Here is a 24,926-nt window from a genome sequence, read left to right as displayed (position 1 = left end):
CATGCAAGCATCCGGTTTGATACGAAGAAGAGGAAATCAACCCAGGTATGGGCAGAAAGATATACCCCGGACCTTTGATGAAAAACACCGGATGATGTATAGTAAAAGGTCGGATGATGTATAGTCGATGGTCCGGCCCTTTCTTTACTATGAGTAACGGAATGATTAAATAAGTAACGTACCAAACCGAATAGTTACAAGAAACATAGAATACAATGCTTTTTTTATTTTACTTTTGTACACAAGGCATATGGATACTATGAGAAACACATTTTATATCTTAACTTATATTATTGTCATTTTACTGAATCTGTTCAACTGGAGCCTATCGGTTTCAGCGACGAACCTGCCCAAGAAATATACCACGACTTATTTCTCTTCAAAGAATGGTGTGGAAGACGGACTGGTCAACGATATGATACAAGATCATAAGGGATTGTTGTGGTTTGCCACCTGGAATGGACTGTATAGATTCGACGGATATAATTTCCAGAACTATAAGTCGAGTACCAAAGACCAGGGTGGACTTACGAACGACCGTTTACTGGAAATCAATGAAGATAAGTATGGTTGTATCTGGGTTTTATGTTATGATTCAACTGCTTACCGTTTTAATCCGGGTAGTGAAACATTCGATCCTATCCCTAAAGCATCCTCTGTCAATTTTCAGTCTATCCAGGTATTATCCAATGGCGTTACCTGGCTGCTGTTTACAGATGGGAGCGCTATACGAGCCCATACGCACCCGGTTGATCTCTCATTAGCATTGGATGTTTATTCCGATAAGGATAATGTTTTGCCATCGGGTAAAATCCACGCTGTGTATCTGGATTCCACAGAACAGGAATGGATACTCACCGACAACGGACTTTATCAGTTAAAGGACCGACAATTATCTACCATTGTTCCTGGTACCTCTCATAGTGCAGCTTCATTCTATACTGCGAAGGAGCAAGGCGACAGTTTATTATTCGGAGGGAATAATGGAAAGATTTACACCTATTCGTTATCCCGGAAAGCAATCCGGGTTGAACAGTTAAAAACGTCTGCTTCGGTTATTTCTATCCTGGGCGGGACCGGCAAAACGCTATATATCACAGATAAGGATGGGGTATTTATGAGTAATCCCGCGGATCATTCATATCGCCATTTCCGGCTCGATCATCTGATGAAGAGGAAGGATAAATCTATTGAATCTGCAATGATTACCAATAACCATCTGCTTTGGATTACCCACCCCGACCCCGGAGTTACTTTGTTTGATTTACAACAACTGGAGTTCCATGAGTTTGTCGGCAAAGACGAAGCCAAGCGCCCGTTGTGCACAGAAACGGGGTTCTTTGCTATAGAAGATCCGAATAATGTGTTGTGGATACATCCCAAAGGTGGCGGACTCTCCTATTATGACGCACAGCGTAAAGCACTTATCCCTTTCAACACGACAGATCAGTCTATCAAATGGAAGTCCAACGACCGTTGTTTCTCAGCTTTTTCTGATAAACAGGGTAATTTATGGATGAGCACACAACTTAACCGCCTACAGCGGGTTACTTTTATATCCGATAAATTTCATTTCCATATGCCCTCGCCGGAAGATCCGGACTTACCGGAAAACGAAATCAGGGCACTTTATACAGATAAAAAGGGAAGAATCTGGACGGGTAGCCGGGATCTGAATGTTTCTGTTTACGATGCACAGTTCAACTTACTTCATTCATTCAGGGCGGGTAAAGTGTATGCCATTACGCAAGACTCGGATGATGTATTCTGGATATCTACCAAAGGCGAAGGCCTGATCAGAGTCGTGGAAACAGCATCCGGCCATTTCAAAACAGAGCAGTACACGCACGATCCAAACAATCTACACTCAATTAGTCATAATAATATTTATTTTACTTTCCAGGATCGTAAGAAAAGGTTGTGGGTAGCGACCTATGGAGGAGGATTGAACCTGATTGAGCAGCAAGCGGATGGTTCTCTGCATTTCATTAACCACCAAAACGGATTGAAGAATTATCCCATACAGCGTTTTTATAAAGTAAGGCATATCACAGAAGATAGCGTAGGAAACATCTGGGTATCTACCACGGCAGGCATACTCCATTTCAATGAAAACTTCCGCGAGCCGGAAACTATCGTTTTCGATCAGATAAATAGGGAGCAGGGAGATGTAAACAGTTTGAACAATAACGATGTACACATGATTAAGTGTACCTCTAAAGGCCGGATTTATGCTGTAACGTATGGTGGCGGGCTGAACGAGATTATAAAGACAGCCCAGGGAAGCTATCAATGCGAAGCGTTTACACAAGAGAACGGGCTGATCTCTGATATTATCTATGCAGTAGAGGAAGATCGTAATGGTAATTTATGGCTTGCTACGGGTGGCGGACTGGTGAAGTTTGTCCATTCGCAAGAGCAAATCCAGTATCCAAGCGAGCATATTGCATTCAATATGCACTTTAGTGAGGGCGTAGGAAGCATGGACAAGGAGCGGATTCTTTTCGGAACAAACAGGGGAATATTTTATTTCACTCCCGGGAAGATTAATCAAACAGACTTTGTTCCGCAAATCTTCTTCTCCTCTATCTGGGTGAATAATGAAGAGCTAACTCCAAAAGAAACTCCCGAAATTCTTCCAACCAGCATAGACAATAGTCAACAGGTGACATTGCCTCCTAACAACCATTCGTTAAGAATAACGTTCTCTGCACTGAATATGACGAATACCGAGTATACGCATTATGCTTATATGCTACGGGGATTCGACAAAACATATCGCTATACCGATCAGGGACATGAGGCAAATTATACCAACCTGCCGCCGGGCAAGTATATCTTTAGTGTAAAATCGACAAACAGTGAAGGGGTATGGGTTGACAATGAAAGAACTTTATCCATCGAAGTACTGCCTACGTTCTCGGAAACACCTTTGGCTAGTTTCTTATTGTTTCTATTGATATTGATCATTGCCCTGACGGTCATGTATATCTATACCGTATTCTACCGCATGAAACAAAAGGTGAGGAATGAAGAGTATCTGGCACAACTGAAGTTGAACTTCTTTACCGATGTTTCGCATGAACTACGCACCCCGTTAACGCTCATCACCGGACCGTTGGATTTTATATTGAATACCGAGACACTGCCGGAGAAATTAAGAGAATCTTTAAGCATGATCAGGAAAAACAGTGAACGCATGCAACGCTTGGTCGGACAGATTCTGGATTTCAGCAAAATACAGGATCAAAAGATGCGGCTCCGCGTTCAGTACACGGATATTGTACGCTTCGCACAAGGGGTTGTTGAGCATTTTATGGGTCTGGCCAGCGAGAGGCATATTACGCTACGTTTCTCTTCCGGACCATCTGATTGTTATTTATGGATTGACGAGGATAAAATAGAAAAGGTTATTTTTAATCTGTTGTCTAATGCTTTCAAATACACGCCCGATCATAAGCATATACAGGTTGATGTAACGGAAACACAGCACACGGTATCCATCAAAGTTACGGATCAGGGTGTGGGCATTCCGGAAGAGAAGCAGAAAAGTATATTCAACCGTTTCGAGAACTTTATACAGAAGAAATCGAACAACAGCCCAAGTTCGGGCATCGGCTTGTCTTTAGCTAAGGAGCTAACCGAAATGCATCAGGGCCTTATCTCTGTAGAGAGTAAAATTGGCGAGGGTAGTGCTTTTACTATTATCCTGCTTAAAGGAAAGGAACATTATCCAGCTGATACAGAATATATTGTAGATGATTTGAAGAATGGAAATCCCATAGCACCCATCGTCATTACTCCGGAAGAGGAAACAGAGTCAGAACCCGGCAACGGGAATGAATTACGTATGCTTATAGTCGAAGATAACCAGGAACTCCGGATATTTATTAAACAAGTATTTCAAGATAAATACCACATAACCGAAGCCAGGGATGGAAGCGAGGGACTTGAAAAAGCATTCGCCACTTTGCCGGATATCATTATCACAGACATTATGATGCCGGTAAAGGATGGTATACAAATGTTACAGGAGTTAAGACACGACGAACGGACATCGCATATCCCGGCCATTGTACTGACGGCCAAGTCGGATCTGGATAGCGTTCTGATTGGCATTCAGACCGGAGCGGACGACTATATCACCAAGCCTTTCAGCATTCATTACCTGCAATTGAAGGTGGATAATCTGTTGGCTCAACGAAAGAAACTACAGGTATTTTATAGTCAGAACAAGATAGAGAATATCAGTAAAGAAGAAGAACAAGCTACACAACTTTCCGAAAAGGATATGGCATTTCTGAGTAAGCTCGGTGAAGTAATGGAAGAGCAAATGAATAACCCGGATTTAAATGTAGATACGGTTGTCGATCATTTCAATCTGAGCCGTACAATTTTCTTCCACAAACTCAAATCCCTGACGGGCCTCTCGCCTATCCTGTACATTCGGGATGTAAGGATGAGAAGGGCGGCCGAGCTGATCAGGCAACAGCAATATACGATGGCCGAAATAGCCTATATGGTAGGCTATAACGACCCGCATTATTTCAGTAAAAGCTTCAAAGCCTTTTGGGGAATGACTGCTACGGAGTATGCAAAAAGGACATTTCAAGGGTGATGATTAAATAATTACCATACTACCCTGGCAATGCTACCATACTACCCAAAGACCCTTATCATACTACCCTATGGATCATATCATAGGATCGCCCATCGTCAACTCTATTCTTCGTAAGCGAAACACGTCAGGTTACGGGTCCGATGGTTTTTCCAGCCGTTCCAGAATCTCTTTCGCCCAGGTAATATATTCAGGACGCTCTATGAATAACTCAGCACTAAACAACCTTACACCCACAAGTTTGTCTTGATTCATCAGGTCCACATAATGTCCCAGAATGGATTTAAATTCACTTTCCGTGAGCCATCTTTCATTGGCGCCCGTTCCGGAGAACAAATATAAACCGCCAACAACGTATCTGTTGGGATGGCGTTCCAGACTAGCCGCTATCTGATTCTCCAAATCCTGAAGTTGTTCGGGTTTATTTCCCCACAGGTTGATAATTACGCCATCTATATCAAAATCAAATGCATGTTGACCCTGATTGCGATGTGGATAGTGAGGAGCCCAAATATGAAGATTGGGGTTGACTTCCTTCGCTGCCGCTATAATCTCCCGCCACTGATCTTCCGTGCGATATCCTTCTTCAATCTCATCATAAAAGTCATTCAGATATAAACCGGCAATCTTTGCGTGCTCCTTTGCCAAACCTGCCACCCAACGTGCATGTTCTACAGAGCCTTTATGTGTCCATCCCCAGGCCACCCTATTGATTTTGCCAAAGACATACTCTATTCCCGGAACCTGAAGACATTTATACATGTGGGTTTTCTCCCACGCTTGCCCCGCGTAGGGTGAATCATTCGTCCATACAAGATTAGAGTTCAACTCTTTAACAACATTTGTAATGTTGAGATCAACCGTATGATTCCACAAAGAAATCAACTTCGGATATGGCCAGGGAGCCGGAGGGTTAGGCTTCGGATCATCTTCATCATCATCGTCGTCGTCATCACCGGGAGGTGGGTCTACGATGGGTGACTCTTCGAGTAGCGGATCATCCGAGGAACTACACGAAGTAAAAAAGCCAAATGAGAAAAGAATGCTAAACAAAAATGCTGAGAAAATGGATAGGGTAGTTTTCATACGTTAAACTTTCAATTTGATTTTAAAACGTTCCAACAGGGCGGTTATTCCTATGCATAAGAAGGCAAAACAAGCACACTTCACCAATCCCATTCCTCCCTCTTTTATCCAATCGGGCAATGCAATACCCAAAAGCCGGGATATACTATAAAGCACATAAGGAACAAGATAGCAAGTAAGGGTAGCCGTTCCCGCCGGTTTTATGATATTAAACCACGATTCCTTTCCTTTAGATACAGCCCATTGAATCAATCCATACGTACCGATTGCAATGGCCGAACAATAGAAAACATACGGAGGCGTACCCCGTCCTTTGGATATCATCCAAAAATGATTGGAAACCGCAGCAGCAAGGAGCAGAACAGCCACAACAGCAACAATGAACAACACTTTTTTCCGGGTAACCACATGCGAATATTTCACGATAATAAGTGAAAACAATATGCCTCCCATCGTAAAAGCGACCTTCGAACCGGAACCGATATATAATATCCCCAGGAAGGTATTGATAACACTTTCCCTTGGAATCAATTGGCTGCTCTTCACCATACACAATAGCACGAATGCCAACCAGATAAAGAATATATGCGGAATTTTATCGCGGACAAACAAGTAAATGGAAGCACAAACCAGATACGTCCACCCGATTGTGCCTAATATTCCCCACCAACGCGCCTGGAAGATTCCGTCTTTCGCATCCCGGAAGATGAAAGCCAGATAAATAAGTATCAGCATTCCAACAACCTTCAAAGCCGTATATACATAACGGATTGGTTTGTCCGTTCTTGGATACACATTCCAGATCATTAAAAACGCGGCTATCATCAATATCCTGAAGACAGACATACTCATCCCCACCTCGCTTGATATGCCATATTCGGTGTTGACTATAAAAACACCCATAATCAGCAAGGCGAACGTACGTTCCAATACATGTTGCATGGTGCTTATCTCCGGAAACCCCTTACTGAATCTCCGTTCAATAGCAAAAGGTATAGACATACCTACCACAAAGAGAAAACAGGGGAAAACGACATCTGCCAGACCCAGAAAGTCTTCATTGCCTTTAGCATGATGCATCCAATGAGGTACATCGTTCACCGTCCAGAAGTCATTGACAAAGATCATCAACAACATGGTTAATGCCCGCAGCACATCAATGCCTACATTACGTTGTGAAAAATCAAGTTTGCTCATAGGGTAGTTTTAAACTGAATTCTATTTTAGTTTCACAAATTCCTGCATTACACGTTTCAATGTACGTGCATTGGAAGCTAGTGGATTTTCCTTCTCCTGAACTTTATCAGTTTCGGGATCATAATATACCGGCAAGAAGCGATCGGCTCCCGCCCAAACGGTTTGAATAAGACCCTGGAAACGATTTCCCATCACCGGAACGGAGCGTTGGCGAAAATCAACCATATCTTTGATTTGCTGTGCTGCCGCTTCGGGGGTATTCCATGAACAGGAAGCTACATCAAAGCCTTTCATGGCAAAATATACATTGGTCAGGTCGGCGCGTTTATAATGCCAATCACAAATAAAGACTTCTTTGGGGATCAGATCAATGGCCCGGTACGTTTGGTTCATGCTGGCTTCCCACATACCGATTCCTGTGGTTTTACCGTCAATCAGACGGTCACCCCAGATCATGAGTCGTCTGTTCTTCTGTGACAAATGGTTTTGAATCTTGGTGAGTTCACCGGCAAACAGTTCGGCCTTATCTCTGCCACCGCAACGCGGACAGTTGTCATCGCCGATGTAAAAAACCTCATCCATTCCGGCATGGAAATAATCGGCTTCAAAAGCATCCATCAATTCATCAACCAAAGCAAAAACGACTTTATGCACATCGGGATGAAGCGGACAATAGCTTTTGCAATACAAACCGTCGGGATTGGGAAACTCGGTATAGTTCTCGGTTTTAACATGTGGGGTTTCATCAAATTCAGGATATACACTTAATAATTTAAAGGTATTCTTTGCCCAGGATTGATGACCCAGTAAATTTACTTCGGGAACGACTTTTATATTGTGCTTTCTGCAAACACTTAATATCTTCTTAGCATCCGATTTGGTCAGCGGGTTAGGATTTCTGAGTTCCGGATGATTCTCATATGCATAGTTCCAGTCCACCCGAAGGATAAGCATATTGAACTGAGCCGGAGCTAAGTCTTTCTCAATGAATTGAAGGAACGCATCTAATCCCTGTACAGAAGGAACAGGAATAGCAAGGCCACGTACCGGAATACGATCATCAATGGTCTTAGCAGGTTCTGCCTGTGCGAATGACATTTGCACGAAGCAGATAAATAAAAAGGTTAAGAATATATGTTTCATTAGGGTTAGAATTAAGTTGAGGGTATATCAAAAGTTAATACTGTAGGGGCGGTTCGCGAACCGCCCGAAAATGGTTTCCTGTGTATTCTGTGTATTGGGCGGTTCGCGAACCGCCCCTACAGTATTAACTTATGACACCCTCAAATTTATGATCAAGGTTGAAGTTCAAATTTAACGTCATCAATATACCAGTTGCCTCCGGAATCGGCCCAGGAAACATAGTTAGAGAAACCTACAAAAACTTTTCCGGTATGTGTAGCGGTATATATTCCGTTAGTACCACCCGAATAGCGGGCTAAACCAGAGATAAAGCTTGCGGTAAGATCCCCGTCATAAGCAAACGACTTGTTGATGTTCGTGCCGGTTCCATTGTTCTCTTTACCCCAGTTGCCCCAGGTACTGAATTCGTAGTACATTCTATCATTATTGTTAAATATCGGCTCACCTTTTGGATCAAGCTGATCCTCTCTTACGATATAGAACCGTAAGGCCGAGCTTACTGCTCCTGCCGGGAGCTTCACATGGGCACTAAACAGATAGTTCTTACCTGCTTCTACCTTTACCGGCTGATAGATAAATAAACGAGGACCGGCAGAGCCATTCGCATAATGTTCAAATACGAAACAACCACCACTTCCTAAACTTGGCCCGTCACCTTTATAGCCAAAGCGATAAATAAGCGGATTATTCGACGGATTCGAAACTCCACCCGCCAGGAACCAGTAATCGGCAGCAGATTCTTCCATATCACTTCCTTTAAGCAGGTTGTAATCCCCAACAAGCACAATCGCTTCTTTATACTTCTCAATATCGCCCGTTAAACCTTCTACGGTTAATGTCACTTCGTATGTTCCATTGGCCGGAAATTCATGAGAAACTACAAAACCTTGCACCGGATCACTTCCGTCACCAAAATTCCAACTGGCAGACTTTACATTCGTAGAACTGCTTGCGTCGAAGTTTACATTAAGACCAAATCCCGGAGTATAGGTAAAGAACGGTTTCGCCTGCCCCGCAACATAAAAAGAAGCTTTATCAGACACATCCCAATAACCGGCAGCACTGTTTACTTTTAGAGTTACATCGTAATTTCCGGACGCCACATAGGTATGCACCGGCGACTTTTCGGTAGAGAAAGTACCATCACCAAAATTCCAGTAATACGACTCCGCATCGGTAGAGGTGTTCGTAAACGTAACCGCCAGGAATTCTTGTGAAAAGGTAAAACTCGACGTTGGTTTAGAACCTTCTACAACCACAGAGCTAATGATATCATCATCCTGACAACTCAGCAAGCCGATAAGTGCCAGTGTCATTAATCCGAATCCTATTTTTTTCATATCAAAACGTTTTAAATTGTCTTATATAATATCCAGTACAGCATCCACATCTATGACTACTACAACAGATGTATTTTCATCACTCAATTCATAATGGGTAGGATTGGCTATTTCTACAGCCAACACCAGGTTCTTTCCGGCATAAGCACCGCCTTTTAACGCATTGATATCAACAGATAAATAAAAGGAAGTACTTTCTTTTCCTGCTTGTACAGTAGCCTTGTCCGGTAGGGTGTATAGACCGGAAGGTAAAGCCTGCGCATTGTTTATCCCGCCAGATGTTACAGCCTCTTCCGTCATAGTCGATGACACCGCAACATCTACCGTAAATCCGGAAGCTCCGGAGATAAGACCGGAACGCAGCACTCCTAAATAGATATTAAGTTTACCACCTTCAACCTTGAAGTTGTAGGTATTCTCGCCACTGCCACTCGGCACAGGATAATGATTATTTAAACCACCCGAAGCCGTAGCCTGAGGGATATATACGTAAGCAAATCCATAATCGGCATCTCCGTCACCCTCTTCGCAACCTGCCACTACGATAGCACATAACATCATAACGGCAAAAATGAATCTATTATATATAGCAAATTTCATATTAACTTGAGTTTATTCGATTTAATAATCATCATTCTGAACTAATGTACCGTTAGAGTTTACTACTTCGGCACGTGAGAACGGCAAATAATAATTGCGCTGCATAAATGTTCTCGAAGCGACATCAACTACTTGATAAACAAACACATCATTCATATTTTTCGAAACACGGACTCCTCTTACAGGTTTGTTCAACACCGTATCCGCATTTTTCCAACGGATAAGATCCCAATAACGATGGTCTTCGAAAGCCAGTTCCACCTGACGCTCACGCTTTACGGCATTCCTGAATTCATTCGGGTCGGTCGTTGTTATCGTAGCCAATGAAGTACTTGCACTGTTGCGCACCTGAGTCAACGCCTGTCTGGCCGAAAGTGTAAAACCACTTGGTTTTGCATCGGGTCCATAGGCTTCATTCATGGCTTCAGCATAGTTCAATAAGACTTCAGCATAACGATACATTATCCATAAATGCTGTGCGGTACCATCTTGCGTTAAATTCAGATTATCAATCATGAATTTCTTCAGGTAATATCCCGTACGGCTGGTATTGGCTTTCGACATATCATCGCTTCCTCCGGGAGATTGATCAATGATACGGTTATTCCACTTACTTCCGTTCGTTACAACAGTTGCAGCCAGACGGGGATCTCTGTTGAAATATGGATTGGAAGGATCGGCCGGACCGACATATTCATAAACAGATACCAGATTCTCGGTAGGAGTAACACCACTATTACCTCCTGGTGTAGAAATAGGATAGTTTGCTTTTTCCAATGAATTTGATGCTGTTTTACGAATAAGATAAATAGACTCCGGATTATTCAAAGCTCCTGTTCCTGAGAAATAAGCCGAATAATCGCGGTTAGCCGGCATAGTATAGTTCTTAAACACAATCAGATCGTGAGCTGCTTGTGCGGCTTTTGCCCATTTATCCTTATCATTAGCAGGATTATTGCGTGGACTTGCAGCATATAACAACGTGCGGGCTTTGATAGCCAGAGCCGTTGCTTTATCAAATCGCCCTGCCCTACTGGCTACATTATCAGGGTGAGTAGCCCAATCCACTTGCAAGTGATCCAACTGAGAATCGATGAGTCCTACGATATGAGTCACCACATCGTCATAAGAAGAACGGGGAATGGCTCCTTTATTCGGGTCTTTATCCATCGTGGTAGTAACCAGCGGCACACCTCCGTACATTTTTATCAGTTCGGAATAATAGTAGGCCATAGCTACTTTCGCCTCTGCCCTGTACCAATTTAATGAGCGAACATCTTTCTCATAATTAATCCGGTTTTCAATATTTGCTATGCCCGAAGTATCCCGGTTAAGCGCCAGAAATTCTTCACCATCTTTGGCATAATCCAGGAAGAAATGTGCTGCCCGGATACCTTCATAGTAGTTGCTATATAAACTGGTCAATGGATTAATATTAGCATTGATTGTTCCTTTGTTGAAAATAGCAGCATTAGAAACAGCAGCAGTCTGCTGTGCTTCATCTGATGCTGAAGCAAACAAATTATTGTCCATTATATTAAAACCAGACTGCAAAGGGGCATAAAATGCATTGGCAAAAGCCCATAGAGTATTGTATCTTGTCTCCACTCTATCGGGAGTGGTGAATGTATCTATTCTCGTATCTAAAAAGTTATCACATCCGGCCAGGGTTATAACCACTGCCGAAAGGAGAATTAAATATCTATTGTTTCTTTTCATAACAGTACATTTAAAAAGTGACTTGAACACCTACATTATATGACTTGAGCGCAGGATAACCGTATCTGCTTTCGGGGTCCATATCGAAATCCTTCAATAAGTTGCTGAACGTAACGGGATTCATAGCATTCACATATAAACGAAGCTTGGAAATTCCCGATCTTTTCACGAACTGATGGCAGAAGTCATAGCCCAGTTCAATATTCTTAAGTCTCAAGAAATCGTTTTTACGTATCCAGAATGAGCTTGCCCGGTAGTTATTCTCATTTTCCTGAGTAGTCAGTCTGGGATATTTAGCATTTGTCCTGTTGTCAATACCTTGCTCCGGATAGTATGCCCAGGCATCTTTAGCCCAAGCATAAGCATTACCGTTATTGACAAATGCTTTGGATTGCGCACCGTAATCAATCAAGCTAACCGAAGCACCGGCAGAACCTGTGAAGAACACAGAGAAATCAAATCCTTTATAAGCTACATCACCACCAAAACTATACGTCCATTTTGGATAAGACGGGCTACCGATCTCAGTAACGTCTGTCTGGTCAATAAATTCATCACTGTTCAAATCCTTATAGCGAAGGTCGCCCGGTTGTACCTTACCAAACATGGGCTCGGGAATACCGGCTTTCAAAGAACCATCGGCATTGAAATCGCTTAACTGATAATAACCAATGGCTTCCAAACCAATCCGGGTACCATAAGCGCGACCTGTACGTGCGTTATATGGATGTGCCGGTGCAACCTCGGCCATATAATCAATCTTATTCTTTGCATAAGCTGCCATTCCGTATAATGAATAGTTCCAATGGCCAATCTTATCTTCAAAAACAGCACTCGCTTCAAATCCCATATTGGTCATCTTACCTACGTTATTGAACTGCATATTACGGCCATAATAATTCATGATTGAGTTATCCATAGTCAGGATACCGGTACGTTTGTCCAAAAACGCATCTACAGTTATGTCGAGTTTATTGAATAACTTCATATCTATCCCGGCATTGTACTTCATACTTTTCTCGGCAAATACGTTTTCATTGGCTATAAATAGCGGTGCCAATGTTTCCTGTCCGTTGAAAGGTGCAGCATTTCCCTGAAAGAAATTACCTACCATACTGTTCGTATAGTACTGCTGATATAGATAACGACCATCCGATGCAAAAGAACTCATCGAGTTGTTCTCACCCGATTCGGCTCCACCGGTTTTACCGGCTGATGCTCTAACTTTCAGGAAATTTATCACTTTATTAGATTGCATGAATGCTTCATTGGACACTACCCATGCTGCTGATACAGCCGGATAGACCCCCCAGCGGTTACCGGGTGCATAAGCATCACTTCCATAATAAGAGAAACCGAATTCGGCTACATAACGCTTATCATAGACATAATTAACTTTTCCATTATTATTCAGATAGTGATATTTGTATCCGAATAAACCATCACCTTTATAATCTGAAATATGAAAATTATAAGCTGCGTTGACATCATGTTTTCCAAAACTGTTTTCGTAACCTACAGTAAAGGCTGCCTGCATCCATTGATCCATATTATCTGCACTGAGTTTGCTGGCAACAATGGTCGATGTTTGATCTGTTGTCTGAGGAACCCCATTAAAATACCTGGCGTAGTTCTTAGTCTTGCTTGAGCCACCAACGGATTTTACATAAAATGAGAAGGCTTCCTGTAAATACAACCCGTCGAATACAAAGTCAAGTTTCTCTTTAAACTTGAAATTACCTTGCAATATACGCTGACGATCTGTTCTCCATCCTAACCCTTTTACAGAACCCACAGGGTTATTGGGGTAAAGCGTTGTACCCGAGAAATTGCTTAAATCATCTACAACCAGGTTATCATAAACCGGATAGATATTCGACGGGTATCTGGCCAGGTTATTCATTAGATCGCTTGTAGCATAGTTCGGACGATTCCTGTCCTCCAGGCGTCCACCCACATCAATACTGGCTTCCAGATACTTGAATAGATTAATATCTAAATTCGTGCGCACATTATATTTACTGAAACGGATATTAGACGACTCATCACTATTGGATGTATTAAACAATCCTTGTTGATTAGCATAAGCCAGAACAACGTTATAGCGGATCATTTCCGAACCTCCACGAAATGAAAGATCAACATCTGTATAAGAACCGTTATTCTTCATAACTTCATCATACCAATCTACATTGGTTCCGGTACCGTTTCTGTAAGCATTCAACTGATCATCGCTATATGTTGGAGTCCAGACCATACCGTTATCATTGCTGATAGCCTGATTATACAGATTAGCAAATTCGTACGAATCGAGTGGTTTATTGATATTGATGGCGTTCTGGATTCCCGAACGAACCTGAAAGTTCACTTTCATTTTGCCGATATTACCTCTTTTGGTTTCAATCCATACGACACCATTCGCGCCTTTCATCCCGAAAGTAGATAAAGATGCCGCATCTTTAAAAACAGAAACACTACCGATCTCAGCAGGTGTAAGATAGCTCAGGTATTCGCGGTTCACTTCAAAGCCATCCACATAGAATTTCATGGTATTGGCGGCTCCGGCATGAGCATAGCTTCCTATCCCGCGAATATACCAACCCGCTCCATCCGAACCGGGTGTACCGTTACCCTGATTTACGATCAATCCGGGTAATCTACCTGATACGGTATTGGTGATATTTGCCGTAGGAGTCTTGTACAACGTTTCACCCGAGACGGTCGATACCGCCCCTGTCTGGGTAATATCCGTTGTTGAGAATAAACTGCCAGGCACTACAGCACGGGAAGCCAGGCTGTCGCCGTCTGCTAGTATGTCCTGAGACATGACATGGAGTGTAACAAATGAAAGCAAGAATCCGAAGAGCAAGCTTTTAATATATTGTTTATTCATAATTTTAGTCCTTATATGATTATACTGAATATCCTAATAGCCCGGATTTTGAACGATTATCCCCTTATTGACTTCATCCTGTAGGAAAGGCTCCAAAAACATTTTCGGATGCCAGTAAGTAACATATGCATTCGCATCCCAATATTCGATCAAAGCAGATGCGGAACCGGAATTTGCCGTCACGCGGAATTGTAATTCCCGCTTCTGTCCACCATGAATATTCGTTGCGATCTCAGGGTGTTTCCAATGTTTTGCATCATAATAACGATGGTTCTCATGAAAATATTCTATGGCTTTTTCACGCCAGATTCTTCTCTTGAGTTGTTCCTTATCCGTTTCGGTAATAGAGGGTAAACCTGCCCGGTTGTGCACCATATTCAGATTCTTCAATGCATTTACCGGATCGCCTGCCTCATTGTAAGCCTCAGCCAGATTCAGATAGATCTCTGCCATGCGGAACAAGGGTGGTTCGAACCATAATCTTGAACCCGCTTTATAATAGAATTTAGTAGATGGGCCAGCGCCATATCCCACCTGTGAAGCTTCAGGGAATCGTCCGGATGTAGCACCCGAATTGATTTCCAGGTTCACCAACCGACGCCCCCAAGCGGTATGTTGCCAGGTACTAATACCCGGATTACTTAAAGAACCTACCCCTATAGCACATACATCCATACGGAAACGGGGTTCTACTTTATCAATATTATCCAACCAATTCTGTGCCGGACGAGGTTTTGATTCGCCCACTTTAGGCCAATCCATATCGTTACCGTCTTTATCGTAATAATTCTCCAAATGATTAGTTAATAAACCCGACTGACCGCTATCGGAACGAGTAGCTTCGGGATAATTTCCTGAAGTATTATAGTATAAAGCGATCTGTCCATCTTCATCTAATTTATAAGATAAAAGCACTTCTTTATTATTCAATACTGAAGTTGCAGTACCATAATCTTCTCCTGCGTTCGGGTTGGGTTGTCCTACGCCTGCACCTCCGGTATTAATTAACTCATAACCGTTAGCTGCCGCCCAGGTTAATACAGCTTCATTAGCAGCTATCGCAGTGCGCCAACGTTCCGGATCAACCTTCCCGAAACATATAAGACTATTATCTTCCGGATTGTCAAAATCAAGATAAGGGGTTGCTGAGTTAAACAGAGGACGGGCAGCGAACATAAGCAAACGAGCTTTCATGGCTAAGGCTGCACCTTTCGTGATACGACCCACATATATACCGTTACCGCCAATGTTTGCCCATGAATCGGGTAAAGCATTTGAAGCTTCGTCCAACAATTCCAGCGTATAATCCAGCGTTTCTTGTAGTGAGAAACGTGGAATAGCCAAATCATCTTCAGGCATAAACGATCCTTTTACGATCGGAACTCCTCCGAAGCGGTAGAACATTCCCATATAACGATAAGCAATAAGTGCCGTAGCTTCACCTTTGATGTATCCTTTCATTTTATCGTCCATATCGGGCACCCGGTCTATATTTTCTTTCACGAGGAAACAAGCACGGATATATTCCCAGTTCTGGCCAAAATGCTCGGCACCGGCACTACCTGTCGTTGAGTTGGTATGTCGTGTAGGCATCAATCCTACAGAACAGATTTGCCAGGTGGCATGCCAGCTCCAACCTTTACTGACTTCTCCTGAAATGGCACCTAATGTACCGTGCCCCAATCCTATACCCGTAGGCCATCCATGTTTCAACACATCACGATAGCAACGGAACAAGGCAGACTCCGCATTTTTAGTGGAAGAATAGATCTTCTCCAAGTCAACAGTACCTGAAATATCCGGCTTTTGCAAAAAGTCATCCTGGCAGGAGTAACTTCCGGCTAAACATCCTATGATGGATAATATTATAAATATCTTTTTCATGATAATTCCTGTTTTAATATTGAATGGTGAATCCGAAAACAACGGTCGTTGTAATAGGATAGACATAAGAATAATCGCTGGTTTCTCTGGTTTCCGGGTCGATACCGATGTGCCTCATCTTGTTTATGAACGTGTATACATTGTTTGCATTGGCATACAAACGCAAAGATGAAATCTTGGCAGCTTGCATAAAGCGCATGCTGGAAGGGAACGTATATCCTAATTCTATGTTTTTAAGTTTAAAGAAATCATTCGGCATCATCCAATAGTCACTGTTTAAGAAGTTATGACTGTTGATATCGGAGTTAAACGTAGCACGAGGATAGGTGATCTTTTCACCTGCTGCATACTTTTCGGGAGTCCACCGTCCGTCATATTGCCATTTGAAGGCATTTCCTGCATTCTTGTAGAATGGAATAGATATTCTGCGCAGGTAGAACGATCCGTTAGCTGTACCATTGAACAGCATTCTCAAATCAAATCCTTTATAGGTGAATCCTAGTTTAACACCAAATTGGTATTGGGCTCTGTTTGGGTAACCGATAGGAGCAATGTCTTTATTGTCAATTACCCCGTCACCATTTAAATCAATATACTTGATATCTCCCAATGTCGTCTTATTACTGGTAAACGTATTGTAAGGGCGTGAGTTTAGTTCTTCTAATGTATTATATAAACCATCGCTCTTCAATCCGAATCGCTGCCCGATGCTGTGTCCTGTTTCATTCATCCAATCGTAAGGGTTAGGAGCTTCTGCCTTATAAAGAATTTTATTCTTGGTATAGCTCATATTTCCTTCGATCTGGTAACCTACTTTACCGATCTGATCATTCCAACCCAATACAACTTCATATCCTTTATTGTTGGTTTCTCCTACATTGGCAGGAGGTACGCTGCCGGCAGCCACACCATACGAAGCGGGTATTACGCCCAAACGGGTGAGGATGTTTTCACGGTCTTCGTTGAAGTAATCAAATGTAAGGGATAGTTTATCTTTAAAGAAACGAGCCTCAAAACCGATATCATATTTCTTGGCTTTCTCCCACGTCACATTCGGGTTACCCAGATTTCCTTCCGCCGCCCCCGGATAATATGCATTGGGAGACGAACCATCGGAAGTTCCGAAATAATACCCGCCTTGATTTAACCGGTAAGTGTTGGGAAGATACAGGTACCTGCTCTGTCCTAACTGGTCATTACCCACTTCACCATACGAGCCACGGAACTTCAGGAATGTTACCCAATCATTTTCGGGGAAGAACGATTCATTGCTGGGTACCCAACCCAGCGAGAAAGCGGGGAAGAAACCAAATCGTTTTCCTTCGGCAAATTGCTCGGTACCGTTGTAACCCATATTGAATTCGGCCATATAGCGTTGCTTGTAGTCGTAAGTAAAACGACCCACCAAACCCATAATACCGGAAGGAGTATTGTTCACATCATCCGGCATGGTGTACCTTGATGCTTTACCCAGGAATAATAAACCGATATTATGATCACCAAAAGTGCCGTCATACGTAAGCCCGGCGTCGATATATAGTTTATTCCAATTGCTATAACCTTTCGAAGTAAAAGTATCACCACCAATACCTCCGCCGAAGAATTCCAATACATTAGGATCGTCCATTCCTCTTCTTACGGTGTATTCCGGTATGGAAGGTCGTTTGGTCACATATCTGTTGTAGTTGTCCTGATAGTTCAACGATGCCTGTATACTCAATCCTTTGACCAGATAAGTCATAGAGTGTTTGATTCTTATGGTATTATCAAGTAGGGTGTTGTAGAGATAACCTGTTCCCGATTTCAACAGATTGTAAACAGCATTCTGATCTCCTACCGTACTTCCGGTTTTCTGAAACAAACTTTCCTGAACGGAACCAGCGGGTCTGTTTAATCCACTAATCAGGTGATTGTCAATAATACCCGGTGCCATAAAGGGGTTACCGTCATAAATATATTGCATAATGATCTTATAACGTGAACTCAGGTTATAAGGATCCTCTGCATCAATACCGGGACCTTGTGTTGTACCAAACTGTCCGGCCATGTTTACCGAAATCGTTGTATTCTTTATTACATCAATATCTACGTTGGCTCTGAAGTTATAGCGTGTAAATTGCGATCCGGTGTCCGATCCATAATATTTAGCCGCATCGGTAATGCTTCCCTGATTGAGATAACCTAACGAAGCAAAATACTTCACTTTCTCCGTACCACCCGACAGGTTAACATTGACCTGCCACTGCGGACCATATTCACCAAACTGTTGTGCATAAAGGTCGTTACTTCCGTAATACAGAGCTGGACTATTTTTTAGTTGTTCGCGTTGAGCAGCCGTTAAGTGCGTCATCGCATCTACTTCTGCCGGAGTGAAATCGCGGTTGTTTTTAAACTTCCACAAGTCGTCTTCACTGTATAGATAGGATGACAATGCCTGATTTCCAAAAGCATCCATTTCATTCTGCACACCTTCATTACGGAAGCTGGCCCAATCATAAGAAGAAAGACCTTTTTGCAGGGCTGTAGCTTTAGTAAATCCGAAGTTGGAAGAAAGACTGACTCTTGGTTTACCTAAACCACCCCTTTTAGTAGTTACGATAATCACTCCATTGGCAGCACGAATACCATACACCGCAGTGGAAGAAGCATCTTTCAATACACTGATTCCTAAGATTTCATTCGGGTCGATAGAGTTGAATGCGGTGAACGCCTGTTCGGCAGCCTGCTCAATTCCATCAATTACAATCAACGGCGCCGTACTACCATAAGTGGCTACACCACGAATAGTGATGTCTGCTTCATTTCTACCGGGCTCTCCTCCTGCCTGCACAGCGCTTAAACCAGGGGTAACCCCAACAAGGGCATTGGATATATTGGAAACCGGCGATGCCAGAATATCCTTACCGGATACGGCAGAAATTGCACCCGTTACGTTTATCTTCTTTTGTGTGGCAAAAGCCGTTACAACAACTTCTTCAATGCTTTGTGCCGCTTCTGCCATCACCACATTGATTGTTGTACGTCCTGCTACTTTAATTTCCTGTGTCTCCATACCCACACTCGAAAAGACAAGTGTTGCATTCGATGGAGCCGAGAGTCTGTAATTTCCATCCATATCAGTAATTGTTCCGGTAAAAGCATCCTTTACCATCACATTTACGCCAATCATTGTCTCCCCAAACTGGTCGGTAATTTGACCTTTTATCATAATATCATTGGTTTGACTGAAAGCCGTTTGTACAGAAATGGCACAAACAAGCATACATTGTAATATCCTATAAGACAGTACATGCGAAAAACGTCTGATTTTTATTTGTTTTTGCTTTTTCATTATTAAAACAATTTGTTACAATTAGTACAAATATTCCATATCTTGAAATTGGATAATAGGGTTAGAATTCAACTTCATGCATTAGACACAGGTAACCTAAGTATACAGGTTGGGCTGTAAAAGTTCTTTTTTGCTTTTCATGTTTACTAAGAATTAGTTATTAATTAGATTTTCAGATATTTCTATTGGAGATACCAAGTGCGGATACTCTTCCTTCCGGTAGGAAAAGAATCAATAGTCAGAGAAACTTATCGATACGTGCAGTGTCTGCTACGATCAGTTTTGCTGGTTAACAAGCCACTGATAGAGCGACTTCATTTTTTCAGTCCGTATGTGATTGATATATTCTGGTTGTCCGGGTTTCAGATAGTCTTTGTTTAGTTTGATAAATCGTTTGCTTAGTTCGTCCGATTCAGAGATAACAGGTTTTAGTTGATTGATCAGTTGCGAAGCGTGCGAACGGGTGTATTCGGGTGACTCATAAAAGGCTTCTATTTTTTTATAAGTCAGATAATTAATCCGAAGATCCAGCATCAATTTATAATGCTCAAACTCTTCTTTGTTCTTCCCAGGCGAAAGTTTACTGAATTTATCCTTCAACTTCATACAATCATCAAGTACAGTGGCTACAGGAGTACCCTTTTCATCTTTAAACGATTGCAGGATCACGAATTGCGGATGAGTAAGATATTCCCAGAATATTTCGCATTCTGCGGCGGTTAGTCCGTACTGTTTGCGGGCATAATCCATCGCAAATTCCTTTCCGTTCAACGGCTGAGTGGAATTGAAAGCCGTACAAGTAGCATCAATCAATACATTAAATCCTAATGTAGGATATACACTACGCACCGGTTGCATATTAATAATCTCCGAGTTGGTGTCATAATGGAATCCGTAAGTTCCACTAGTAGACCACGATGTCTGGATCATTCCTTTATAGTTTTTTTCCCGGGCAAAAGGAACGAAAGTAGTCAGGTTGTTGAAATGCTTTTCCCATTGCGTTAAATAGATGTTGTCCGGGTGCGAGCGCATAGAGCTCGCACCCCACACTTCGGCACCTGTGGCATATAGGTTTTCAAGTTTACCGAAACGGTCGGGTTCCCATCCGTAGTTCCAATCGATCAGAACCAATTCTTTAGGTAATTCATGTACGGCATCGGGATGCATAAGGATAATATCTGCCCAGATAATCGGGGTTTTTCCCATTTCCGTCACAATCTTGCACATCGCCTTAACATAATCCACAAACAACCGGGATTTACCTTCCTTAGCCGCTACGACAGCACAATTCTTGCAATCGCCCAACAGATAAGTTTCGTCGGCTCCGATATGGAAATATTTCGATGGATGCAGGGCGGCTACTTCGCGAAAGATTTCTCCGAATACTTGCGAGGCTTCATTAATCTTTAGCGGACAAACTTGCGACACCTCTTTTTTATCTTCCCGAAGATGTGCATAACGGTCGTGCCTAAGGATATACTCGCAATGCCCGAAGCAGTTTTGTAAAGGAATAACTTCAACGCCTAATCCCGCCGAATAGCTTACCAAGTCTTTTACTTCTGCTTCCGTATAGGCAAATTCATTGCATAGCGTAGCATGTTGTTTGAATGGGAAAGTAGCTTCATATTCGAACAAAAGTGTATTGATCCCCTTCTGTGAGAGTTCAAGAACCTGCTGTTTGATAGCAGGCATTTTCATCACCTCTGTACGGCAATCAATATAGAATCCTTTAACACGGAAACTATGCTCTGCCTGACTTTGCGCTCTCATACCCAAAGACGTACACATGACAAAGATGAATAAAACAATGCTTCTGATTAAAACCGGATGATTCATAGCGATTTAATTAAATTAGATATTTAGCACTATCCTGATCGCAATATAAGGTCGTTGCCTTATGTGTACGGAGGATGGAAGCAGGACAGGCAGCCGTAATTTCTCCATTGACAGTTTCGGCTACCGCATTTGCTTTGGACGCTGCCGGAACAATACAAAAGATTCGGCGGGCCTTCATCATGGCGGGGATGGTTAGCGTAACCGCTTCCTCCGGAACATCTTCAATGCTGTCAAAGCAACCATCGTGTACTTGTTGTTCCCGGCATACGGCATCCAGTACAACGATTTTCACCTGAGCCGGGTCGTCAAACAAAGCAACATGCGGATCATTGAATGCGATATGCCCGTTCTCTCCGATACCCATGAATACAATATCAACAGGGTATTTATCGAGTATCTCGCTATAGCGTTGGCAGATATCTTCCGGAAGAGCGTTTTCCACAAAAAGATAATGAACCGATTTCAGATTAACCTTATCGAATATTTGTCTCTTCAGGTAGTTACCGAAACGTTGGGTATCATTCTCTTTCAGTCCGATATACTCGTCCATATGCAAAGCATTGATACAACTCCATGTTATAGGGTGCTGTTGTAGTGCCGACAGAAATTCATTCTGTGACGGAGCAGCGGCAAACAGGATATTTACCTCATTTTGTTGTTCCAATAATTCGTTAATATATGTTGCAGCATCGAGAGCTGCAGCAAAACCGAGTTGCTCTCGGGTATCGTATATTTTGATATCCAGGAGATCTTTATTCATTTCTTTCATTATAATCAGAATGTTTTTTTTCCTTTTACGAAGGTGTGTTTAATGTTTACATTTTCGTCAAAAACGATTATATCCGCATCATAACCTACGGCGATCTTACCTTTATGACCTTCGATACCCATCATGGTAGCCGGAGTAAGGCTCATCATTTTTACGGCATCCGTCAACGGTTGCCCGGCCACCTGATACATGTTCCGAACCAACCGGTCTGCCGTAGCGACACTGCCGGCAAAAGATTGCCGGTCGGGCATCTTGGCCACCCCATCTTCAATAATGACTTCTTGTCCTCTGGACAGGCTACCTAGAATACTCTTCCCTTCAGGCATCCCCGCTCCTCTCATAGAATCTGTAACCAGGGCGATTTTATCTGCTCCTTTTATCCTGGTTACAAGCTGCATAAGCGGTTTGGGTACATGAATGCCATCTGCAATGATTTCGAGATACATATCGTCCATCAGATATCCGGCTTCAATACAACCTGCATACCGGAAAGCATTTCGGCGGGTAATGCCATTCATACAAGAATAGAAATGGGTGATATGCCTGAAACCATGACGATGGGCTTCGAGAATATCTTCATAGATCGCATCGGTATGTGCGATGGAAGGTTTGATACCCCGTTTGCACAACTCATCGGCAAAAGCCAATGCTCCGGGCAATTCGGGCGCCAGACTCCATCTTGTAATATCGCTGCAACGTTCCAGTATCTCCATATATTCCTGAGGTTCCGGATTCCGCAGGAATTTAGGATCTTGTGCTCCGCGAAAAGCATAGCTGAAGTAAGGACCTTCGAGGTGTAATCCACCGAAAGCCGCTCCTTCCTGCTGGTCTTTTACACGGTTGTATATATCGAAAAAACGAAATAATTCTTCATTCTCCGAGGCCAGAGTCGTAGGATAAAGCAACGTGGTTCCATACCGGGCGTGTGTACGTGCTATACACAGGCAAGCTTCTTCCGTGCAGTCCATAAAATCGGCATCCCCTGCCCCATGCGTATGGATATCAATAAAACCGGGAGAAATATAAGCACCTTCGGCATCCACCGACAGGCAACCGGGTACTTCGACGTTTCCTTTTTCCACGCCTACGATCGTGCCGCCATCTATCACCACCGTACCTATGCCCAGGTTTTGATCGGGAGTGATGATCTCTCCGTTGTAAATGCGTATCATTTGGTTCCTTTCCATAGTTCCGACCATTTATTCACTTTATGCCCGTAAAAAGCATAAAACATTAAGTAAAGAAAACAAGGAATAAGCACAACGTAACCTATACGCAATCCGTAACTATCGGCAAGCATACCGTAAATGACGGGCATAAAAGCATTACCACATAGTGCCATAACCATGAGAGATGATCCACGGCTCGTCCATTTGCCCAGATCATGGATAGCCAACGGCCATATACCGGCATATATCAAGGCATTAGGAATGCCCAACAGACAAAGGAACCAGATAGAAGCATCCGTATCCATACCCAGAAGATGCACATGGCCCGAAACAAATAGTATGCAAATGGAGAATACAAGTCCCACGGTAGTTACAATCCGGAGCATGTTCTTCTGACTGATTACTTTGGGGATCAACAGAATACCCAGGAAATAGCCCAACAAAGCGCAGGATAGTGTTATGCTTGGAAATATCTTAGCTTCGTTCAGGTCGAGCCCCATCATTTCGGCATAGCTGATAACTGTATCAATGGATATGATCTGTGCAGCCACATGGAAGAATATAGCAATGGCTCCCATTATCAGGTAAGGATAATCCAGAATAGATTTCCGGTCTGTATGACTGCTGCTTTCATCGCTGTCTCCGGATGTTATATCGGGAAGCTTTATAAAGCGGATCAGGCAACCGAAAAGGAATAAAAAGCCGGAAAGTATCAGATAGGGAACAATGACCCGGCGGATCAGTTCATCCAACATCGCACTTTTCTCGGCACCTTCGATAGCGTTGTTCTTTATCATTTCGAACAATGCAGAATCGGACGACTTAAGGATAACGGCGGCAAAAAGTAACGGAGCAATAATACCGGCAATTTTATTGCATAACCCCATGATACTGATTCTCCGTGCAGCCGATTCTATCGGACCAATGATCACTACATAAGGATTGGCAGCGGTCTGGAGTATGGATAAGCCTGTACCGATAGTGAAAAGTCCGGTAAGGAATATGCCGTACGTCCGCGTGTATGCCGCCGGGATAAATAAGAGTGTTCCTGCTGCCATAAACCACAGACCGATCATGATGCCGCGTTTATATCCCACTTTGCTCAACAATTTCGACGCAGGAATTGACATCACCAGATAGGCAATATAAAAAGCCAGGGCCACTAAATAAGACTGGGTATGGGTTAATTCGCAGGCCACTTTGAAATAAGGGATCAGAATGGCGTTTACCCACGAAACGAGTCCGAAGATAAAGAACAACATTCCCAGCGTAAACATAGGAATGAGATTCCCGGTTTTGGTGATATTTGTTTTTTCCTGTGTCATAGTATAGTGAAATCGA

14 protein-coding genes are annotated in these 24,926 nt (G+C 42.8%); 1 reads left to right on the top strand and 13 read right to left on the bottom strand.

What is annotated here, in order from left to right:
• Nucleotides 1–259 precede the first annotated feature (259 nt).
• Nucleotides 260–4,618, top strand: coding sequence for a two-component regulator propeller domain-containing protein (locus tag D0T87_RS10830; protein ID WP_239063606.1), 4,359 nt, complete (start codon nucleotides 260–262; stop codon nucleotides 4,616–4,618).
• A gap of 132 nt (nucleotides 4,619–4,750) precedes the next feature.
• Here the strand turns inward: D0T87_RS10830 and D0T87_RS10825 are convergent, their stop codons facing one another.
• From D0T87_RS10825 to D0T87_RS10765, 13 genes are all read right to left on the bottom strand, one after another.
• A complete protein-coding gene (locus D0T87_RS10825; protein ID WP_163175139.1) occupies nucleotides 4,751–5,704 on the bottom strand; it encodes a hypothetical protein in 954 nt (317 codons plus the stop codon).
• A gap of 3 nt (nucleotides 5,705–5,707) precedes the next feature.
• Nucleotides 5,708–6,901 (bottom strand): DUF5009 domain-containing protein, encoded by a 1,194-nt coding sequence (locus D0T87_RS10820; RefSeq protein ID WP_163175138.1) that lies wholly within the window; start codon nucleotides 6,899–6,901, stop codon nucleotides 5,708–5,710.
• Nucleotides 6,902–6,922: 21 nt separating this feature from the next.
• Entirely contained in the window at nucleotides 6,923–8,044 is a 1,122-nt protein-coding gene (locus D0T87_RS10815) for a family 20 glycosylhydrolase (RefSeq protein ID WP_163175137.1), read from the bottom strand.
• 152 nt (nucleotides 8,045–8,196) lie between these two features.
• The gene (locus tag D0T87_RS10810) at nucleotides 8,197–9,384 is read right to left on the bottom strand and encodes a PKD domain-containing protein (RefSeq protein WP_163175136.1); all 1,188 of its coding nucleotides are present in this window, start codon (nucleotides 9,382–9,384) and stop codon (nucleotides 8,197–8,199) included.
• 21 nt (nucleotides 9,385–9,405) lie between these two features.
• Nucleotides 9,406–9,984 (bottom strand): DUF1735 domain-containing protein, encoded by a 579-nt coding sequence (locus D0T87_RS10805; protein ID WP_163175135.1) that lies wholly within the window; start codon nucleotides 9,982–9,984, stop codon nucleotides 9,406–9,408.
• A 21-nt stretch (nucleotides 9,985–10,005) separates the two neighbouring features.
• On the bottom strand, nucleotides 10,006–11,703 hold the full coding sequence (locus D0T87_RS10800) for a RagB/SusD family nutrient uptake outer membrane protein (RefSeq protein ID WP_163175134.1): 1,698 nt from the start codon (nucleotides 11,701–11,703) through the stop codon (nucleotides 10,006–10,008).
• Between the two features lie 10 nt (nucleotides 11,704–11,713).
• Nucleotides 11,714–14,596 (bottom strand): SusC/RagA family TonB-linked outer membrane protein, encoded by a 2,883-nt coding sequence (locus D0T87_RS10795; RefSeq protein ID WP_163175133.1) that lies wholly within the window; start codon nucleotides 14,594–14,596, stop codon nucleotides 11,714–11,716.
• A gap of 33 nt (nucleotides 14,597–14,629) precedes the next feature.
• Entirely contained in the window at nucleotides 14,630–16,480 is a 1,851-nt protein-coding gene (locus tag D0T87_RS10790; protein WP_163175132.1) for a RagB/SusD family nutrient uptake outer membrane protein, read from the bottom strand.
• A 13-nt stretch (nucleotides 16,481–16,493) separates the two neighbouring features.
• On the bottom strand, nucleotides 16,494–19,688 hold the full coding sequence (locus D0T87_RS10785; protein WP_163175131.1) for a TonB-dependent receptor: 3,195 nt from the start codon (nucleotides 19,686–19,688) through the stop codon (nucleotides 16,494–16,496).
• 399 nt (nucleotides 19,689–20,087) lie between these two features.
• The gene (locus D0T87_RS10780) at nucleotides 20,088–21,647 is read right to left on the bottom strand and encodes a family 20 glycosylhydrolase (protein WP_163175130.1); all 1,560 of its coding nucleotides are present in this window, start codon (nucleotides 21,645–21,647) and stop codon (nucleotides 20,088–20,090) included.
• 10 nt (nucleotides 21,648–21,657) lie between these two features.
• Nucleotides 21,658–22,416 (bottom strand): 6-phosphogluconolactonase, encoded by a 759-nt coding sequence (locus D0T87_RS10775; protein WP_203558667.1) that lies wholly within the window; start codon nucleotides 22,414–22,416, stop codon nucleotides 21,658–21,660.
• A 5-nt stretch (nucleotides 22,417–22,421) separates the two neighbouring features.
• A complete protein-coding gene (nagA, locus tag D0T87_RS10770) occupies nucleotides 22,422–23,603 on the bottom strand; it encodes an N-acetylglucosamine-6-phosphate deacetylase (protein WP_163175129.1) in 1,182 nt (393 codons plus the stop codon).
• Nucleotides 23,585–24,910, bottom strand: coding sequence for a sugar MFS transporter (locus D0T87_RS10765; RefSeq protein ID WP_163175128.1), 1,326 nt, complete (start codon nucleotides 24,908–24,910; stop codon nucleotides 23,585–23,587). The genes nagA and D0T87_RS10765 overlap by 19 nt, the downstream gene beginning before the upstream one ends.
• Between the last annotated feature and the right edge of the window lie 16 nt (nucleotides 24,911–24,926).

It is taken from the genome of Bacteroides sp. 51, from assembly GCF_010500965.1.
GTDB lineage: Bacteria > Bacteroidota > Bacteroidia > Bacteroidales > Bacteroidaceae > Bacteroides.
The sequence above is the reverse complement of the archived record's forward strand: the minus strand, read 5'-3'. Positions and strand labels throughout refer to the sequence as shown.

Bases quoted from the DNA above. Each gene is read 5' to 3' on its own strand.
- D0T87_RS10790 (WP_163175132.1), bottom strand. From the start codon at position 16,480: ATGAAAAAGATATTTATAATATTATCCATCATAGGATGTTTAGCCGGA.
- D0T87_RS10820 (WP_163175138.1), bottom strand. From the start codon at position 6,901: ATGAGCAAACTTGATTTTTCACAACGTAATGTAGGCATTGATGTGCTG.
- D0T87_RS10785 (WP_163175131.1), bottom strand. From the start codon at position 19,688: ATGATAAAAGGTCAAATTACCGACCAGTTTGGGGAGACAATGATTGGC.
- D0T87_RS10830 (WP_239063606.1), top strand. From the start codon at position 260: ATGAGAAACACATTTTATATCTTAACTTATATTATTGTCATTTTACTG.
- D0T87_RS10825 (WP_163175139.1), bottom strand. From the start codon at position 5,704: ATGAAAACTACCCTATCCATTTTCTCAGCATTTTTGTTTAGCATTCTT.
- D0T87_RS10805 (WP_163175135.1), bottom strand. From the start codon at position 9,984: ATGAAATTTGCTATATATAATAGATTCATTTTTGCCGTTATGATGTTA.
- D0T87_RS10780 (WP_163175130.1), bottom strand. From the start codon at position 21,647: ATGAATCATCCGGTTTTAATCAGAAGCATTGTTTTATTCATCTTTGTC.
- D0T87_RS10800 (WP_163175134.1), bottom strand. From the start codon at position 11,703: ATGAAAAGAAACAATAGATATTTAATTCTCCTTTCGGCAGTGGTTATA.
- D0T87_RS10775 (WP_203558667.1), bottom strand. From the start codon at position 22,416: ATGAAAGAAATGAATAAAGATCTCCTGGATATCAAAATATACGATACC.
- D0T87_RS10810 (WP_163175136.1), bottom strand. From the start codon at position 9,384: ATGAAAAAAATAGGATTCGGATTAATGACACTGGCACTTATCGGCTTG.
- D0T87_RS10765 (WP_163175128.1), bottom strand. From the start codon at position 24,910: ATGACACAGGAAAAAACAAATATCACCAAAACCGGGAATCTCATTCCT.
- D0T87_RS10815 (WP_163175137.1), bottom strand. From the start codon at position 8,044: ATGAAACATATATTCTTAACCTTTTTATTTATCTGCTTCGTGCAAATG.
- nagA (WP_163175129.1), bottom strand. From the start codon at position 23,603: ATGGAAAGGAACCAAATGATACGCATTTACAACGGAGAGATCATCACT.
- D0T87_RS10795 (WP_163175133.1), bottom strand. From the start codon at position 14,596: ATGAATAAACAATATATTAAAAGCTTGCTCTTCGGATTCTTGCTTTCA.